This is a genomic window from Kribbella sp. NPDC050459 (assembly GCF_040655315.1).
Lineage (GTDB): Bacteria > Actinomycetota > Actinomycetes > Propionibacteriales > Kribbellaceae > Kribbella.
Genome location: NZ_JBFAJQ010000007.1, coordinates 145,235 through 161,944 on the forward strand (window position 1 = coordinate 145,235; position 16,710 = coordinate 161,944).

Annotated in this window: 17 protein-coding genes; 7 read left to right on the forward strand and 10 right to left on the reverse strand. The window is 70.3% G+C overall.

Features of this window, described 5'->3' with window-relative positions; all coding sequences use genetic code 11:
• The first annotated feature begins 27 nt into the window (after positions 1–27).
• Positions 28–1,098: a glycoside hydrolase family 172 protein gene (locus AB0I12_RS23520; protein ID WP_359933360.1), complete on the forward strand. Its 1,071-nt coding sequence runs from the start codon at positions 28–30 to the stop codon at positions 1,096–1,098.
• On the opposite strand, the gene AB0I12_RS23525 is transcribed toward AB0I12_RS23520, so the two are convergent.
• The 5 genes from AB0I12_RS23525 to thiO all read right to left on the reverse strand — a co-directional run bounded on the left by AB0I12_RS23525 (position 1,099) and on the right by thiO (position 7,513).
• Positions 1,099–2,301, reverse strand: a complete 1,203-nt coding sequence (locus tag AB0I12_RS23525) for a glucoamylase (RefSeq protein WP_359933362.1) — start codon at positions 2,299–2,301, stop codon at positions 1,099–1,101.
• Positions 2,298–3,188 carry a DMT family transporter gene (locus AB0I12_RS23530; protein WP_359933364.1) on the reverse strand — a complete coding sequence of 297 codons (891 nt, stop codon included), beginning with the start codon at positions 3,186–3,188 and terminating at the stop codon, positions 2,298–2,300. The genes AB0I12_RS23525 and AB0I12_RS23530 overlap by 4 nt, the downstream gene beginning before the upstream one ends.
• Positions 3,189–3,222: 34 nt before the next feature.
• Positions 3,223–5,184: a Stk1 family PASTA domain-containing Ser/Thr kinase gene (pknB, locus tag AB0I12_RS23535; protein ID WP_359933366.1), complete on the reverse strand. Its 1,962-nt coding sequence runs from the start codon at positions 5,182–5,184 to the stop codon at positions 3,223–3,225.
• 73 nt (positions 5,185–5,257) lie between these two features.
• Complete coding sequence (locus AB0I12_RS23540; protein WP_359933368.1) at positions 5,258–6,217, reverse strand: LysM peptidoglycan-binding domain-containing protein; 960 nt, start codon at positions 6,215–6,217, stop codon at positions 5,258–5,260.
• 168 nt (positions 6,218–6,385) lie between these two features.
• A complete protein-coding gene (gene thiO, locus AB0I12_RS23545) occupies positions 6,386–7,513 on the reverse strand; it encodes a glycine oxidase ThiO (RefSeq protein ID WP_359933370.1) in 1,128 nt (375 codons plus the stop codon).
• Between the two features lie 43 nt (positions 7,514–7,556).
• Between thiO and thiE the strand changes: the two genes are divergently transcribed.
• From thiE to AB0I12_RS23560, 3 genes are read left to right on the forward strand one after another with little or no spacing between them, the layout of a single operon-like run.
• Positions 7,557–8,204 carry a thiamine phosphate synthase gene (gene thiE / locus AB0I12_RS23550; protein WP_359933372.1) on the forward strand — a complete coding sequence of 216 codons (648 nt, stop codon included), beginning with the start codon at positions 7,557–7,559 and terminating at the stop codon, positions 8,202–8,204.
• Positions 8,201–8,629, forward strand: a complete 429-nt coding sequence (locus tag AB0I12_RS23555; protein ID WP_359933374.1) for a ribonuclease — start codon at positions 8,201–8,203, stop codon at positions 8,627–8,629. Before thiE ends, AB0I12_RS23555 begins: the two co-directional genes overlap by 4 nt.
• Positions 8,626–9,051, forward strand: coding sequence for a barstar family protein (locus AB0I12_RS23560; protein WP_359933376.1), 426 nt, complete (start codon positions 8,626–8,628; stop codon positions 9,049–9,051). Before AB0I12_RS23555 ends, AB0I12_RS23560 begins: the two co-directional genes overlap by 4 nt.
• Here AB0I12_RS23560 and AB0I12_RS23565 read toward each other — a convergent pair.
• Positions 9,034–9,372: a DUF4180 domain-containing protein gene (locus tag AB0I12_RS23565; RefSeq protein WP_359933378.1), complete on the reverse strand. Its 339-nt coding sequence runs from the start codon at positions 9,370–9,372 to the stop codon at positions 9,034–9,036. The genes AB0I12_RS23560 and AB0I12_RS23565 overlap by 18 nt on opposite strands.
• A 76-nt stretch (positions 9,373–9,448) precedes the next feature.
• On the opposite strand from AB0I12_RS23565, the gene AB0I12_RS23570 reads away from it, so the two are divergent.
• A complete protein-coding gene (locus AB0I12_RS23570; protein WP_359933380.1) occupies positions 9,449–9,868 on the forward strand; it encodes a helix-turn-helix domain-containing protein in 420 nt (139 codons plus the stop codon).
• On the opposite strand, the gene AB0I12_RS23575 is transcribed toward AB0I12_RS23570, so the two are convergent.
• Positions 9,869–10,951 (reverse strand): polyprenyl synthetase family protein, encoded by a 1,083-nt coding sequence (locus AB0I12_RS23575; protein WP_359933382.1) that lies wholly within the window; start codon positions 10,949–10,951, stop codon positions 9,869–9,871.
• Positions 10,952–11,009: 58 nt separating this feature from the next.
• Here AB0I12_RS23575 and metF point away from each other — a divergent pair, with 58 nt between their 5' ends.
• Both metF and AB0I12_RS23585 read left to right on the forward strand, forming a co-directional pair.
• A complete protein-coding gene (gene metF, locus AB0I12_RS23580) occupies positions 11,010–11,927 on the forward strand; it encodes a methylenetetrahydrofolate reductase [NAD(P)H] (RefSeq protein WP_359933384.1) in 918 nt (305 codons plus the stop codon).
• Between the two features lie 4 nt (positions 11,928–11,931).
• The gene (locus AB0I12_RS23585; RefSeq protein ID WP_359933386.1) at positions 11,932–12,462 is read left to right on the forward strand and encodes a histidine phosphatase family protein; all 531 of its coding nucleotides are present in this window, start codon (positions 11,932–11,934) and stop codon (positions 12,460–12,462) included.
• Between the two features lie 3 nt (positions 12,463–12,465).
• Here AB0I12_RS23585 and AB0I12_RS23590 read toward each other — a convergent pair whose 3' ends face one another.
• From AB0I12_RS23590 to AB0I12_RS23600, 3 genes are all read right to left on the reverse strand, one after another.
• On the reverse strand, positions 12,466–14,682 hold the full coding sequence (locus AB0I12_RS23590; protein WP_359933388.1) for a UvrD-helicase domain-containing protein: 2,217 nt from the start codon (positions 14,680–14,682) through the stop codon (positions 12,466–12,468).
• 91 nt (positions 14,683–14,773) lie between these two features.
• A complete protein-coding gene (locus AB0I12_RS23595; protein ID WP_359933390.1) occupies positions 14,774–16,081 on the reverse strand; it encodes an NAD(P)/FAD-dependent oxidoreductase in 1,308 nt (435 codons plus the stop codon).
• Positions 16,081–16,689, reverse strand: a complete 609-nt coding sequence (locus tag AB0I12_RS23600; protein WP_359933392.1) for a DUF4126 domain-containing protein — start codon at positions 16,687–16,689, stop codon at positions 16,081–16,083. The genes AB0I12_RS23595 and AB0I12_RS23600 overlap by 1 nt, the downstream gene beginning before the upstream one ends.
• Positions 16,690–16,710 lie beyond the last annotated feature (21 nt).

Sequence of the window (16,710 nt, forward strand, 5' to 3'; positions counted from 1 at the left end):
GACCCGGCCGGGCCTAAGGTCGCGGGTATGACTCTTGGGAACCTCACCGGCATCAGCGCGCTCGCCGACGTCGAGACGCGCTCCATCAGTGCGGAGAACCCCACCGGCGAGCCCGGTCAGGGTGGGCGGCGGACCGAAGGGACCGGCGCCAACGCAGCCCGCGACCTCGGCCAGGGGTGGAAGGTCTCGCCGTCGATCGAGATCGCGGCGGGGGAGACCGTGACGCTGGCGGACATCGCCGGTTCCGGCTGCATCACCCACATCTGGCTGACCACGCACGTCGACCACTGGCGCCGTCTCGTGCTGCGCGCCCACTGGGACGGCGACCAGGCACCGGCGATCGAGACGCCGGTCGGTGACTTCTTCTGTTCCGGCTGGGGCAAGTTCGCCCAGGTGAACTCGCTGCCGGTCGCCGTGAACCCGAACGGCGGGTTCAACTGCTACTGGGAGATGCCGTTCCAGACGCAGGCGCAACTGACGCTGGAGAACACCCACGACGAGCCCGTGGTCGTGTACTTCCAGGTGGACTACTGGCTCGGCGCAGTGCCGGACAAGTCGGCGTACCTGCACGCCCAGTGGCGTCGCAGCAACCCGCTGCCCTCCAAGACGGTGCACACGCTGCTGGACGGTGTTGAAGGGCCGGGGCACTACGTCGGCACCTACCTGGCCTGGGGCGTCAACAGCACCGGCTGGTGGGGTGAGGGCGAGGTGAAGTTCTACCTGGACGGCGACGACGAGTTCCCGACCATCTGCGGCACCGGGACCGAGGACTACTTCGGCGGCGCGTGGAACTTCGACGTACCCCACCTGGGCGGCTACACCGAGTTCAGTACGCCGTACCTCGGGATGCCGCAGGTGATCCGGCCGGACGGGCAGTACCAGAGCCAGCAGCGGTTCGGCATGTACCGCTTCCACCTGCCGGACCCGATCCGCTTCAAGGATCGGCTGCGCGTCGACGTACAGGCCCTCGGCTGGCGCTCCGGCGGGCGCTACCTGCCGCTCCAGGACGACATCTCGTCCACCGCGTTCTTCTATTCCGGCAAGACGAGCACAACCCGGCCGGACGCGCCGACCCACGACGAGATGGAGATCTGCTAGCTACGGGATCGGCAGCGGGTTCTGGAGGGCGGTGTCGGCGAGGACCACCAAGGCGGCGGTCCAGGCGAGTGGGGCCTCGCCGGCCGGCTCCAGGTCTCGGTTGACCTTTTCGGGAAGGGCTCCGGTGCTGGTTCGGTGCTGGTCGAGCCAGGTGAGCAGGGCTTCGGCTCCGGAGTGGTCGCCGCGGGCGGCAGCGCTGAGAGCGAACAGCGCGGTCTGCGGCGTCCAGGACACCCCGTCCGCACGCCACGACTCGCCGGGTGTCACCCCACCGTTGGGCTGCGTGAGTACGCCGTGCGCGTGGTCGATCGCCGTCGACACGACGTCCCGCGCGGGCGCGAACGGCGGCCCCAGTACGGTGACGAAGGCGTCCGCACCGCCGCCAAGGCCGACCGGCTCGACACCGGGCTCGACGAAGCTCGTGGCGCGGGCCGGCGTCCGCGGGTAGTCCGGGCCGAAGGCGCGATCAGTTGCCGCCGACAACTTGTCCAGCGCTTCCTGCCAACGCGTCGCGGCTGCTGGACGGTTCTGCTCGGTGGCGATCCGGACCGCCGACCGCAGGCCCGTCAACAGTGGTGCGACCGTACCGATCGTCAGCTCCTTCTCGGACCGCTCCCAGTAGTCAGGCGAGGGCCCTGGCAGCCCATCCGGACCCAACTCGCGAACGATCTGGTCCGCTGACTCCTCGACCAGCTCCCAGTACCTGTCGCCCGCACGGCAGAACCATGTCGCCCAGAGCACCCAGCCGGACGCGTCCAGCTGTGGCTCCCGGCCGTCGTCCACCTTGTCGCCGGTCGAGGTGTAGCGCGCTTGCCAGCGACCTGCAGCCGGCCGGACTCGGTCCAGGAACGACAGTACGTCGAGGGCCTTGTCGTGCTGGCCGACCGCGCACCGGGCGACTGCGACGAACGACGCGTCGCGCGGCCACACGTAGCGCCACGGTCCGTTCCAGCCGGCCAGGGTCGCGCCGTTGGGCAGGGTGAGCCCGTCGAGGTCGGTCAGGGCGTGCCGCAGCAGATCGTCGTGTTCGAGCGAGGACTGGGCGTGCGGCCGGCCGGGGAGGCCGTCGGCGACCAGGCGGGGCTGCGGGTTGCGGACGAGATTGCTGATGGTCCCGGCGGCCAGTGTGGCGAGCAGGACCGCGATCACGGCGTACGGGAACCACACGTCCCGTCGCCGGTTCTCCCGCATGATCTCCCTCACTGGGCCAGATGCTGCACTTCCGCCTCGAACTTACGCCGCGGCGCCAGCTCGACCAGGTACATGGCCGACACCACCAGTGCGCCGCCGACCAGCATCCGCCAGGTCAGGTCGTCCGAGCCGAACAGCACCGCGAACCCGGAGGCGAACACCGGCTCCATTGTCATCGCAATCGCGGCCCGGGTCGGCGTCAGGTGCGCCTGCGCCCAGGTCTGGACGATCAGCGCCAGCGCGCCGGCGACCAGCGCCATGTAGACGACGCTGACCCAGTCACCGCCCGTCGAAGGGACCGAGAACCCTCCGGGCAGGGCGCCGACGGCGCAGACGCAGGTGATCACGATCATCTGCAGCGACGACAGCCCGAACGCGTTCCGCGACGTCGACCAGGCGCCGAGGCCGATGATGTGCAGCGCATAGAGACCGGCGGACGCCAGCGTCAGCAGCTCCCCGGTGCCGAGGCTGAGGCCGCGCAGCGACAGGACGCCGAGGCCGACCGTGGCGAGGACCACGGCGAACCATGCCCACCGGCCGATCTTGTGCCGCAGGATCACCGCGCCGAGCAGCGGCGTGAACACGACGTACATGCCGGTGACGAAACCGGACACGCTCGCCGAGGTGTGCCGCAGCCCCTCGGTCTGCAGCAGCTGCGCGATCCCGTAGGTGATGCCGAGGGCGACCGCGCGCCCGCGGTCCAGGCGGCTCAGCCGGGCGATCGCGGGCGGGTGGACGAGCACCAGCGCGACCGACGCGATCAGGAACCGCAACGCCAGGTAGTCGGCGACGTCCATCCTGGTGAGCAGGTCCTTGGTCAGGAAGAACGTCGACCCCCACGCCGCCGCGACCGACAGCAGGGCCAGCACGGCAAGACGCGGGTGGTTCACGCCGGACATCAGATCAGACGCGTTCCCCGCGAGGCAAAACAGCTCAGAGCACGGTGATCACGATCGTGCTGCCGGGTTTGACCTTCTTGCCCGCGCCCGGGCTCTGCGCGGCGACGATGTTGAGCCCCAGGTTGAACGGCGCCTTCTCGACCCGGACCACGAAGCCGGCGTCGCCGAGGATCTTCTGCGCGTCGGCGGTGGTCTTGCGCTTCACGTCCGGCACCTCGCGCAGCGGCGGGCCGAGCGAGACGACCAGCGAGACCTTGTCCTTGGCGAACAGGGTGCCGCTGTTCGGGCTCTGGCTGATCACGTTGCCCTCGGCGACCTTCTCGTCGTACTGCGTGCTGCGCCCGACGGCGAACCCGAGCTTGCGCAGCGTCCTGTTCGCCTCCTTGTACGACTTGCCGGTCAGGTCCGGCACGGTGATCGGCCGTTTCCCCTTGCTGACCGCGAAGTTCACCGCGGTGCCCGGCTTCACTTCCGTGTTGAACCTCGGGCTGATCGCGATCACCCGGCCCTGCGGCACGGTCTCGTTGTACTGCTCGTTGATCTGCCCGGTGATCAGCTTGATCGGCGACAGCGCCTGCTGGGCGGCGTCGAGCTGCAGACCGACCAGCTGCGGCACCCGGTACCGCTCCGGACCCTTGGAGACGGTGAGACCGATGTCACCGTTCTTTCGGATCCGGTCGCCCGCCTTCGGGTCGGTCCGGATGATCAGACCGACCTTCACATCCTCGGAGTAGTCCTGGTTGTCCAGGCTGGTCCGCAGCCCCGAATTGGCCGCTGCGGCGTTCGCCTCGGCAGGCTCCATGTTCACCAGGTCGGGCGTGGTGGTGTACCGGTGGATGCCGTAGTACCAGGCCGCCGTACCGATGCCGATCGCGGCCGCCAGGATCAGGATCAGCGCGATCGGTCCCCGCATCCTGCGCCGCGGAGGCGCCTTCACGGGCGGCGAGGTCTTGGCCGGTGCGCCGGTCGGCCGGCCGTGCTGCACAGGTACGACGATGGTGTCGTGGCGGAGCGGCTGGTCCTCCAGTTGCGGCACGTCGCGCGTGTAGCCGTCGTCGTACCCGCTGTCCTGCCGGATCTGCTGGATCGGCACGGTCAAGTCGCCGGTCAGCTCCGGGTCGTCCGGGAGCCCTTCCTCGAGCGCGCTGCGCACCCGGTGCACCTGCCGGCTGAACACCCGCGCGTCGGTCGGCCGCAGGTCCCGGTCACGCGCGGTCGCGCGCTGCACGAGTGCGTCGACGTACGGCGGGATGCTCGGCTGCTCGAGCGACGGCGGAGGTACGTCGGCGTGCACGTGGGCATAAGCGACCTGGATCGGGGTGTCACCGGAGTGCGGCTTGTTGCCGGTGAGCATCTCGTACAGCAGGATGCCGGCCGAGTACACGTCCGAGCGGGCGTCGGCGCTGCCTTCGGTGACCAGCTCCGGCGCCAAGTACGACACCGTGCCCATCAGCAGGCCTTGGGTGGCGGTGTTGCCGCTGGCACTGACCGCTCGGGCGAGACCGAAGTCGGCGACCTTCACCGCGCCCTTGTCGGAGATCAGCACGTTCTCGGGCTTGATGTCGCGGTGCACGATGCCGGCGTCGTGCGCGGCCGACAGGGCGGACAGGACCGGGGTGAGCAGGTCGAGCGCGCGGGCGGGGGACAGCGGCGCCTCGTCGCGGATGACGTCGCGCAGCGTGCGGCCGCGCACGTACTCCATGGCCAGGAACAGCGTGCCGTCGTCGTCGCCCTGGTCGAAGACGGCCACCACGTTCGGGTTCGACAGCCGGGCGGCGGCGCGGGCCTCGGCCACGAACCGGCGGGTGAACTGGGCGTCGTCGCCGAGCCCGTCGTGCATCACCTTGAGCGCGACGGTGCGGTCCAGGCGCATGTCGAGCGCCTGGTAGACGGTGGCCATGCCACCCTTCGCGACACGCGCGCCCACGCGGTACCGACCGTCGAGCACTCGCCCGACGAGGCGGTCGCTGACCTGCGTGTCCACGTCGTCCGTCACCTGCCGTGAGCCGCCTCTCCCCAAACCGTTCTGCAGAGAGTGTAGATAACAGCTCAGCGTGCCCGGCTCAGGCTCACCGCAGCGGATCCCACCCGCGTTCGAGCTGGGCCTTGATGCGCAGGACGTTCTTCACGTAGAGCTTCGTGTCGGGGTACATGCCGTTCTTCTTCACGCCGCCGAGGCCCTGGTAGTAGCCGGCCACCGCGATGTCGAGCCGGGCGGCGCCGGTCAGGCGGCTCAGCAGGACGACGCCGGCGGTCACGTTGTCGCGGGGCTCGAGCAGGTCCAGGTCGCGCCCGACGAGCCGGGAGGCGAACCGGCCGGTCGACGGGATGACCTGCATCGCGCCGATCGCGTTCGCGGGCGAGACCACGCGCTGCTTCCAGCCGGACTCCTGCCAGCTCACCGCAAGCGCCAGCTCCGGATCGACGCCGTACCGCTGCGAGGTGCTCACGATCAGTGACCGCATCTGAGCCCGGGTCGGCAGCTTGCGCTTCTTCAGCGTCGCCCGGTTGCGGTTGGCCTGCGCGACGATGTGGTCGGCGTACGTCCGGCCGGCGAACGTGTTGTCCGTCCGCGCCTTCGGCCGGATCTTCACCGGGACCTGCAGCGGCTTGCCGGCGTAGATGCGGTCGCCGGCCTTGAGCCCGTTCGCGGCGAGCAGGTTCGCCTGCGAGCACTTGAAGCGCTTCGCGATCCCGGACACGGTGTCGCCGGGCTTCACGACGTACGTCACCCGGCCGAGCTGGGAGCGCTTCGCCGGCGTCTTGGCGGTGCTCTTCGCCGAGCCCTGACCGGAGCCCTTGGCCGGGACCTTGAGGACCTCGCCTGCGTAAATGGCGTTGCCGTTGCCGGGCAGGTGGTTCAGCGCGACCAGCGTCGAGACCGTCGTGCCGTAGCGGCCGGCGATGTGGCTCAGGGTGTCGCCCTGCTTCACCTTGTACGCGCCCCAGCCCGGCGAGCCGGCCGTGATCACCGCCGCCGCCAGCACCGGCACGGCCAGTCCGCTCAGAATCCGTACGACGTTGCGCATCGCAACCAACTCCCCGTGTGAACGTCAATTGACCGTATGTGCTGGTACGGATGTGACAACAGGGGCGAATGGGGTTGGTGTTACGCCTGTAACGCAAAGGTTACAATTCAAGGCTGAACTACATTGTTGTCGTTCACAATCTTTCCGGTTGCTGCGGGCAACGGTGAGTCAGTGACCGAACCGGGCGGCCAGGAACGGCTTGCCAAGGTCGGGCAGCGTCCCGGTCCGCACGGTCTCGGCCAGGACCTGCGCGGTGACCGGCGTCAGCAGCACGCCGTTGCGGTAGTGGCCGGTTGCCCAGAGCAACCGATCCAGCCCGGACGGTCCGAGCACCGGCGCGTTGTCCGGCGTCGCGGGCCGGAGCCCGGCGATCGACTCGACGAGTTCGAGTTCGTCGGTGACCGGCAGCACGGTCCGCGCGTCGCGGAGCAGCGCGAACACGCCGCCGGCCAGCACGCGGGTGTCGTAGCCGAGCTCGGTGCTGGTCGCCCCGACCACCAGCTCACCGCCAGGGCGCGGGACCAGGTAGACAGAGAAGCCGCGGGCTGTCGCGCGCACGGTGTGGTGCAGGGCCGGCCGGTACGCCTCCGGGACACGCAGCCGCAGTACCTCACCCTTCACGGGACGCACCGGCGGGCGGAGCTCCTCGGGTATGCCGCCCAGCTGCGACGTCCACGGCCCTGCCGCAGCGATGATCTGCCCTGCGTGCACGGTGTCGCCGTTGTCCAGCTCTACGCCGACAGCCGTCGTGCCGGAGGTGATGACCCGCGTGACGCGCCGGCGGACGAGCTCGACGCCGGACAACTCCACGGCACGCAGGAGAGTGGCCACGGCCTGCCGGTTGTCGACGGAGTGGTCACCCGGAACCCAGACGCCGCCGGAGACGCCGGTGGCGAGCATGGGCTCGCGGCGGCGGGCGTCACGGCCGGACAGCACCTCCACCTCGAGCCCGAGCCTGCGCTGGTAGTCGGCGACCCGGCGGAGCACCGACATGTCGTCGACGTCGTACGCGACCGACAGCGTGCCGGTCTGGTGCAGCCCGGCGGGTTGGCCGGTCAGTTCCTCCAGCTCGGCCGCGAAGGCGGGCCAGGCGTTGACGGACGCGAGATTGAGCGCGAGTAGGTCGTCCTCGCCGAACTCGACCTCGGTGACCGGAGCCAGCATGCCGGCGGCGACGTTGGACGTCTGCGCACCTGGCGTGGGGTCGCAGACCGCTACTTGTACCCCGTCCGAGGCCAGCCGCCACGCAGTCGCGAGCCCGATCAGTCCGGCGCCGATAACAACCACGTCAGGCATGCCCTCAACCCTACTTCCGGGCGGACATGGCAGGCTTTGGGGTGTGACTGACCACACCGACCGTCTCGCTGATGCCCGGCTCTACCTGTGCACGGACGCCCGTGAGAAGCAGGGCGACCTCGAACAGTTCCTGGACGCCGCACTGGCCGGTGGCGTGGACATCGTGCAGCTCCGGCAGAAGGACATGGAGGCCGCGGACGAGCTGGCCGCGCTGGAGGTGTTCGCGGACGTGTGCAAGCGGCACGGCAAGCTGCTGGCCGTCAACGACCGCGCCGACATCGCGTTCGCCGCCGGAGCCGACGTACTGCATCTGGGGCAGCGTGACCTGCCGGTGCACGCCGCGCGCGCGATCACCGGACCGGGGCCGGTCATCGGGCGCTCGACGCACTCGTTCAGTCAGGTGAACGCCGCGGTCGACGAGGTGGGCTCGGACTACTTCTGCGTCGGGCCGACCTGGGAGACGCCGACCAAGCCGGGGCGTCAGGCGGCGGGTCTGGAGTTGGTGTCGTACGCAGCCGGGCGCCGGCAGCCGAAGCCGTGGTTCGCGATCGGCGGTATCGACCTGCAGCGGCTCGACGAGGTCCTCGAGGCGGGGGCCACGCGGGTGGTGGTCGTGCGGGCGATCACCGAGGCCGACGACCCGGAAGCGGCGGCCGCCGAGTTCAGCCGGCGACTGAGGGTGGCCGGGTGATCAACAACCCGAAGGCCGCGCGGATCGTCGCGGTCGTGGTGATCGCGATGCTCGTGATCACGCTGGCGGCTTCGCTGTTCGGGTGTGCGGCCGGGACGGCCGAGAAGAAGCCGGACGTCGACGCGGAGAGCGGTCTGCGGATCGTCGCCACGGCGGACCTGCCGAGAGAGGCGCAGGACACGCTGAAGCTGATCGAGCAGGGCGGCCCGTACCCGTACAGCCGCGATGGCGTCGTCTTCGGCAACCTGGAGAAGATCCTGCCGAAGCACGACCGCGGCTACTACCACGAGTACACCGTGAAGACGCCGGGCGAGAAGGACCGCGGCGCCCGCCGGATCGTGACCGGGAACGCCGGTGAGCGTTACTACACGGACGACCACTACAAGTCTTTCCGCCGGATCGCGGAAGACGGGGGAACCTCATGACGTCACTGCGCGCCCTGCTGGAGGAGGGGCTGCGGCCCGGGGTCTATCGCTGGCCGGATGCGCCCGGCGCCGACGACGTACGTCGTGATGCCTTGGCGGAGGGGTTCGGGTTCGTGCTGCTCGACACCGGCGAGATCCACGACAAGGCCGGCTTCCTCGACCTGTGCGCGACCGCGTTCGACCTGCCGCGCTGGTTCGGCCGGAACTGGGACGCGCTCGCCGACTCGCTCAGCGACCGCTCGACCGGCGCACCCGAGGTCGTGCTCTGGACGGGCCTGCGCCACCTGCTCGAGCACGACCACGACACCGTCGACGTCGCGCTGCAGATCTTCGCCGAGGACACCACGAACTCCGGCCAGCTCCGCGTCCTCGTCGCGGAGACCGACACCCCCGATCTGCTCAGCTCACTGCCGGTCCTGTAGCCACTCGGTCAGCTCGTCGAGGTCCGCGGCGAACAGCAGGTTGCGGCCGCGGTTGCTCTCCCGCACCCAGTCTGCGAGCGGCTTGCTCGCCGCCACCCGGGCCGAGATGTCGCCGACGACGGCCAGGCCCATCTGATACATGACGAACTTCTGGGTGATCGCGCCGGCCCGCCCGGTGCGCAGCTCGAAGAAGTCGTTGCCGACCTGCTCCGGCGTGAACGCGATCCACTCGGCCTCGTGCGCGTAGTGCGCGTCGACGATGAGTTGGACGACGTCCTGCTCGTCGCCGAGCGGTGTCTGGCTGACATGGACCCGAGGCATGTACCCGAAAATACCCTAAATGTCTGAATCTGACTATTTATAGGGAATTCTAAGGAACGTGCCTTACGCTGAGGAGATGGCCCAGGAGCTGTACTCGGTGGAGCAGGTCGCGAACCGCCTGGGGCTGCACGTCCGCACGATCCGCAACTACGTCCGCGACGGACGCCTGAAGGCGGTGCGGATCGGCAAGCAGTACCGGATCACCCGCGAGGACCTCGAGAAGTTCACCGGTACGCCGACCGCCGTCGTCGAGGTCGACCGCTCCGCCCGGCACGTCGAGGCGTCGAGCATCGTCCACATCGACGCCGTCGACCGGGCCACCGCGGACCGCCTCAGCACGCACATCCACGGCGCGCTCAACCAGCCCGAAGCCGTGCACCTCAAGGCCGAGACGATCTACGACGAGGACCGGGCCGTCCTGAAGGTCATCATCCTCGGCAACCTCCCCGCCACCGCGGACCTCCTGCGGCTCATCAACCTGCTCGCGGACCAGTAGCTACACGACGCGCGACGTGGCGGCGACGACCAGGTCGGTGAGGGCCTTGCGGGCGACGTCGTCCGCGATGGCGGCCTGGTCGAGTGCGTAGAGGGCGTCCTCGGTGCGGTCGGTGATCAGGTCCTCGCAGGCTTGCACGGCGCGGGAGTCCTGGAGGATCTCGCGCAGCAGCTGGATCTCGTCGTCGTCCAGGTCGGGGCGGCCGAAGAGCCGGTCGAACTCGGCCAGCTGGGTCTCCGACGCGTGGTCGACGGCGTACGCGATCAGGACCGTCCGCTTGCCCTCGCGCAGGTCGTCCCCGGCGGGCTTGCCGGTGACGGCCGGATCGCCGAACACGCCGAGCAGGTCGTCGCGCAGCTGGAACGCCTCGCCCAACGGCAGCCCGTACCCGGACAGCGACGTGATGAGCTGCTCGTCCCCGCCGCCCAGTGCGGCGCCGATGTGCAGCGGCCGCTCGATCGTGTACGTCGCGGACTTGTAGCGCAGCACCCGCAACGCCAGATCCATGTCCGACTCGCCGCTGGCCTGCGCGAGCAGATCGAGGTACTGACCGGCCGTCACCTCGACCCGGACGGCGTCGAAGTACTGCTCCGCGCGGGCCAGGGCGGCCGCGTCGAAGCCCGAGGTGTGCAGCAGCTCGTCGGCCCAGATCAGGCACAGGTCGCCGAGCAGGATCGCGGCCCCGACCCCGAAGCCGACCGGATCCGCGCCGTACCCCGACTGCGCGGCGCGCTCCCGCTGCTGCGCCTCGAACCGGCGGTGCGCGGCCGGCGCGCCCCGGCGTACGTCGGAGGAATCCATCACGTCGTCGTGCACCAGTGCGCTGACGTGCAGCATCTCCAGGCTCGCCGCCGCCTCCAGGATCGGCTGCGCGGGGTCACCGCCGGCGGCCCGGAAACCCCAGTAACAGAAGGAGGGACGCAGCCGCTTGCCGCCGCTGGTCGCCTCCCGCGCGGCCTGCACCTGCTCGGCCAGCTCCGGGCCGATCGCGGTCAGCCGCTCCTCCTGCCGGTCCAGGAACCGGGTCAGCACCTGCTGGATCCCGGCCGGGACATCCACATCGCCATCCACATCTCGGGCCACGTCTCGGAGCGTAGTCGGTCGGCAGACGGCAGCGGCCACCGCGGGTAACCTGATCGCCATGGCGAACGGACTTCCCTCGACGCTTCCCGGCGGTGCGCCGACCATCCGTGAGCTGCTCGCGTCCGGCGACCGGTCGTTCTCGTTCGAGTTCTTCCCGCCGAAGACCCCCGAGGCGGAGGAGGTGCTGTGGCGCTCGATCCGCGAGATCGAGCAGCTGCGACCGACCTTCGTGTCGATCACGTACGGCGCCGGCGGCACCACCCGGGACGGCACCATCCGGGTCACCGAGCGGGTCGCGCAGGACACCTCGCTCACCCCGCTCGGCCACCTGACCTGCGTCGCACACTCCCGTGACGAGCTCCGCTCGGTGATCGGCGCGTACGCCGGCTCCGGGGTCCGCAACATGCTCGCGCTCCGGGGCGACCCGCCGGGCGGCCCGAACCAGCCGTGGGTCGCGCACCCCGAGGGGCTGAACCACGCGATCGAGCTGGTCGAGCTGATCCGTTCGCTCGGCGACTTCTGCGTCGGCGTCGCCGCCTTCCCGGACAAGCATCCCGAGGCGGACTCGCTCGAGGCCGACGCGCAGGTGCTCGCCGCGAAGGCGCGGGCCGGCGCCGACTACGCGATCACGCAGATGTTCTTCGGCGCCGACGACTACTTCCGGCTCGTCGACCGGGCCGCCGCGCTCGGCTGCGACATCCCGGTGCTGCCCGGCATCATGCCGGTCACGAACATCAAGCAGATCCAGCGGATGGCCGACCTCACCGGCATGGCGCTGCCGTCCGCCGTCACCGACCGGCTGCTCGCGGTCGAGGACGACCCGGCGGCCGTCCGCGCGGTCGGCATCGAGATCGCGACCGAGTTGTGCGAACGTTTGCTTGCCGGCGGAGCTCCCGGGATCCATTTCATCACCCTGAACAGATCCACCGCGACCCGGCAGGTCTTCCTCAACCTCAAGGCGTCCGTCGTATCCTGACGCAATGGCTGACCCGTCGGACCTGTTGATCGATCGCACGCTCGTCCTGCTCCGGCACGCGAAGGCGGTGCCGCCGGAGACGATGCAGGACTTCGAACGTCCGCTGTCCGACCGCGGCCGCGCCGACGCGGGCGCGGCCGGCCGGTACCTCGTTGCCCAGGGCATCGAACCGGACCTGGTGCTGTGCTCGCCGTCGAAGCGCACCCGCGAGACCTGGAAGTACGTCGCCGAGGCCGGCGTCGCCGCCAAGGACGTCTGGTACGACAAGCGCGTCTACAACGCCGACAGCGAGAGCATCCTGGACGTGATCCACGAGGCCCCGGCCGAGGCCCGCACCGTGGTCGTCGTCGGCCACGGGCCCGGCATCCCGTGGCTCGCCGACGAGCTCGCGCTGGACGGCACCAGCCCCGAGCGCGTCGAGCTCACCCAGAAGTACCCGACCACCGGCCTGGCGGTCCTGCACCTCACCTGCCACTGGGCCGACCTGTCCGCGAACGACGCCGACCTGGTGTCCTTCGTCGTACCGCGCGCGTAGGACCTAGGACGGCAGCCAGCGGGTGCTGCTGTTGACGGTGATCAGCCGCTGCGTCGCCCTGGTCAGGACGACGTAGAGCGCCCGGACACCGCCCAGCGTGTCGCTGACGATCCGGTCCGGTTCGACGACGACCACCGCGTCGTACTCGAGGCCCTTGGAGTCGAGCGGGCTGACGGCGACGACCCGCGGGTCGTCGAGCTCGGCCAGGACCGGATCGACCGCCGGACGCAGCGCCGGCGGCACGATGACGCCGACGGTGCCCTCGACGAGCTGGAGCAGCTCGACCGCGGCGTCGCCCGCTGCCTGGGAGACCTTGCCGGCGTCGAAGACCCGGTGCTCCGGTTCCACCCCGGTACTGCGGACCGCGTTCGGCAGGTCCGCGTCCGGGATGGACTGCCGGATCACCTCACCGGCGAACGAGTAGATCTCGGCCGAGTTCCGGTAGTTGGTGGACAGCCGGAACGCGTGCCGCTGCAGGTGCGACAGCATCGAGTCCATCGCGGCCCGCGCCTCGTCCGGGTCCGGCCAGGAGCTCTGCGCCGGGTCGCCGACGATCGTCCAGCTGGCCTGCGGTCCGCGCCGGGTGACCATCCGCCACTGCATGGGGGAGAGGTCCTGTGCCTCGTCCACCAGCACATGCGCATATTCGTCCGGCTCCTCCGCCTCCCGGGCGGCCGCGGCCCGGGCCCGGCGCTCCGAGCTGGTCAGGACTTCGTTGACGCCGTCCGACAGCCCTTCCAGCCAGTCGAACTCGTCGTCCTTGTTCTCCAGGATCGGGGGACGGCCCAGGAAGGTGCCCAGCTCGTCGAGCAAGGCGACGTCGGCAATCGTGAACTCTGCCGTCGAGCGGATCGCCGTGGCGAGCGTGTCGACCTCGGTGGGAGTCAGGTCGTTGCGCGCCCAGCGCTGGAGGCGCCGTGCGTCCCCGAGCCAGCGCAGCACGGCCTCCGGGCTCAGCACCGGCCACCACTGGCTGAAGAACGTCCGGAACGCCGGAGTGTCGGCGACGCGGTCACCGAACGCCTCACGGTCGCCGAGCGGACCGGTGCGCAGGTCCTCCGGGAACCGCTGCCACAGTGCGGCGATCAGGCCCTTGCGCGCCTCGCCTGCCGCGCGGTTGCGCACCGTGCGGCGCAGTGCGTTCCGCCGGACGTTGTCGAGCTGGTTCGCGTCGAGCTCGACCGTTGCGCCACCGAGGAAGACCCGGAGCGTGGTCGGCGCGTTCGGCACCCGGTCGCGTGCGGCCCGCGACAGGACGCCGCGCATCCGCAGCGAGCCCTTGATCGCCGCGGCCGGTGCGTCGTCGACCGCGGTCGCCTTCACGCCGTCGACCAGCTCACCGACAGCGCGCAGTGAGACCGTGTTCTCACCGAGGCTCGGCAGCACCCGCTCGATGTAGGCCATGAACGCGGCGGACGGGCCGACGACCAGGACGCCGCCGCGCTCGAAGCGCCTGCGGTCGCTGTACAGCAGGTACGCGGCGCGGTGCAGCGCGACCACCGTCTTGCCGGTGCCGGGTCCGCCGCCGATGACCGTGACGCCACGGGCCGGTGACCGGATCGCCTCGTCCTGCTCGGCCTGGATCGTGGCGACGATGTCGCGCATCGTGTGCCCACGGGCCCGGGACAGCGACGCCATCAGCGCGCCCTCGCCCATCACCGGCAGGTCCTGCGGCGCGCGCTCGGGGGCCAGCAGGTCGTCCTCGAGGCCGACGATCCGCGCCCCCTTGTTCCGCAGCACGCGGCGCCGGACGACCTTCTGCCGATCCGTCGCCGTGGCGCGGTAGAACGGCTCGGCCGCGGGCGCCCGCCAGTCGATCACCAGCGGCTCGTACTCCGCGTCGCGGACCCCGATGCGCCCGACGTACAGCTTCTCGAGGTCGGCGGCGGTCGTGGCGGCCGGCTCGTCGTCGCCGCGGTCGGAGTCGAGCCGGCCGAACACCAGGCCCTCGTGCTCGGCGTCCAGCTCGGCGATCCGGCGGGCGGCGGCGAACACCAGCACGTCCCGCTCGTACAGACCGGTCTGCTCTTCCTCGCGGACCCGGCCGACGTTCTGCGCCTGGCCGCGTTGATGGCCTTCGACCGCGATCCGGGACGCCGACCGTGCGGCCTCCTCGACCCGGCCGTACACCCGGTCGACATGTTCTTGCTCCGCCGCCAGCTCAGCCCGCTCCACGGTCGCGTGGTCGTCGTGATCGGCCGATGTGGGGGTTTGATCCACCGAGGTCCTCTCTACGGCCGGGACCCGCCCCGACTCAGAACACAGGAACAACCAATCTTAGTTGGCTTACCTGTCCAACCCCACACGGGTCTCAAGCCTTCCCGATGGCGTCCGCCACGATCGCGGCACCCAGTGTGGTGGCGGGCACCCCGGACCCCGGGTGCGCGCCCGCGCCGACGCAGTACAGACCCTTCACCGGCGACACGTTGGCCGCCCGGCGGCGGGCCGTCCGGTAGCCCTCCCAGGCCACTCCGGCCCACCAGGACGGCGACGTCTGCCGCGACACCACGTTGTCCCGGACGTGCAGACCACGGGCGACCAGGAGGTCCAGGACATCGTCGGTGGGGTAGCCGTGGACCAGCACGGACCAGGCGTGGTGCCCGGCCGGCGCGGTGCCGCTGGTACGGACGACAACGGTCGGGGTCCCGTGCAGCACGGTCTCGAACGGCAGCTGCGGGATCGGGTCCTTCAGGCCGAGATGTACGACGTACGCGGCCTGGGCCTGGTGTGTGGAGAGGATCCGCTTGCGGACCTTCTTGGCGGCGGGGTCGTCGACGAAGGACTCGTAGAGGACCCGCGGGTCGATGTCGCTCACGACGATGTCTGCGCGCAGCTCCTCACCGTCAGCGAGCCGTACGCCGGTCACCGCGCCGCCGGATGTGGTGACGGCGACTACCTCGGCGCTCGTGCGGACCGTGATCTTCCGTTCGCTGGCCCGCTGTACGAGGGCGTCGGCCAGGGCTCCGAAACCGCCTGCGATCGTCCAGCGGCCGAAGGTGCGCTCCAAGTACGACCAGACACCGACGTACCCCGGCGTGAGTCTGGCGTCCGATCCGCCCTGGGCTGCGAAGTGTCGCAGGACCGCGCGGGCGCGGTCGTCAGTGAGCTCGCGCTGAGCGACCTTGTCGAGCGACTGCCACGGCTTGAGGGCACGGAGCGTCTTGATCGGCAGCCTGTCCTCCAGCGGCGGCTCCAGCGAGGTCTTTCGGAGGAGCTGCCACGTCTCGCCGTACGCGTCGACCAGAGCGGTCCACTGTGCGGCCACGGGTGCACCAGCCAGGTCTGTCCACGCTTCTTCCTGCGCACCGCGGTCGCTGATCGGCAGGTCGAGTACGGAGCCGTCGGTGAACATGTGACGCCGCGGCTCGGACACCGGGTCCAGCTGCACCAGACTCTCGATAGGGCGACCGCTCTTGCGGAACAGGTCACGCAGCGCGGCCGGCAGCGTCGTACTGGCTGCACCGGCGTCCCAGGTGAAGCCGTCGGCCTCGACGCGGCCCAGTGCGCCGCCGAGATGCTCATCGCGTTCGCAGACGGTCACCTTGTGACCCAGCTTGGCCAGCCGCACAGCACTCGCGAGACCGGCCAGACCGGCCCCGACGACAATCACATCGGCCATCAGACAGCACTGCTCCCCGTCACAGGACTACGTTTGTCGCGCCAGGCCTTGAACCTGGCAGAGCCGCGCCGGATGAACCGGAACCCGAAGTACACCGCGATCAGGCCGAGGACCAGCAGGACGCCTGCGATGACGAGCGCGACCTCCGGGTGGAACGCGGCCAGCGACACCACGCCGGCGACCGCGACGTCTTCGCCGGACGACGCGGCGATGTTGGTGACCGGCTCGGGGGAGGTGTTGATCGCGAGCCGCAGGCTCGACTTCACCGCGTGCGAGAGCAGCGCCACCACGCCGCCGGTCGTCGCGATCAGGGCCTGCTGCAGCGTGCCGGCCTCGCTGGACAGCAGCGCCGCCAGGATCGCACCGATCGTCGGCCGGATGACGGTCGAGATCGCGTCCCACGCGGAGTCGATGTAGGGGATCTTGTCGGCGACGAACTCGAACGCGAACAGCGCACCCGCCGCGATCAGCACCGGCGTGGTGGTCAGCGCGTGCGGCACGTCGCCGGCGCCCGCGAACCGGCCCAGCAGGCCCAGGATCAGCACGCAGGCGTAGGCGTTCACCCCACTGGCCCAGCCGGTCGTGACCGCCAACGGCAGCGCTTCCATCGTCGTACTCCGTAATCCCTC